Source organism: Mycolicibacterium xanthum (assembly GCF_019710635.1).
Taxonomy (GTDB): Bacteria; Actinomycetota; Actinomycetes; order Mycobacteriales; family Mycobacteriaceae; genus Mycobacterium; species Mycobacterium xanthum.
On sequence record NZ_JAIFZS010000134.1, the window covers coordinates 1 to 453 of the forward strand.

Consider the following 453-nt stretch of genomic DNA (forward strand, 5'->3'; position numbering starts at 1 on the left):
GTTCTGCCAGGCGATGAGGGTTTGGATGAGGGGGTGGTGGGTGAGGCTGCGGGTGGGGTTGAGGCGTTCGACGAGGGCTTCGAAGGGGACGTCTTGGTGTTCGTAGGCGGCCAGGCTGCGGTGGCGTACCTGGGCCAGGAGTTGTTCGGCGGTCGGGTTGCCGGACAGGTCCACCCGCAGGATCAAGGTGTTGACGAAGAAGCCGACCATGGCCTCCAGGGCGGGGTCGGTGCGTCCGGCGATGGGGAATCCGACCGCGATGTCGGTGCTGGCGCTCAGTTGGGCCAGCACCACGGCCAGCGCGGTTTGGACCACCATGAAGCTGGTGGCGTTGTGCTTGCGGGCGAGCTCGCGGATCTGTTGCTGTAACTGTGCCGGAAAGTCCACGGCCACCGCCGCACCCCGGTGATCGGCCACCGCCGGATACGGCCGATCCGTCGGAAGCTCCAACCG

Annotated in this window: 1 protein-coding gene; it reads right to left on the minus strand. The window is 67.1% G+C overall.

Features of this window, described 5'->3' with window-relative positions:
* Positions 1 to 453 (minus strand): condensation domain-containing protein (locus tag JDV09_RS27695; RefSeq protein WP_221372082.1); only part of this gene is annotated, 453 nt, incomplete at both ends.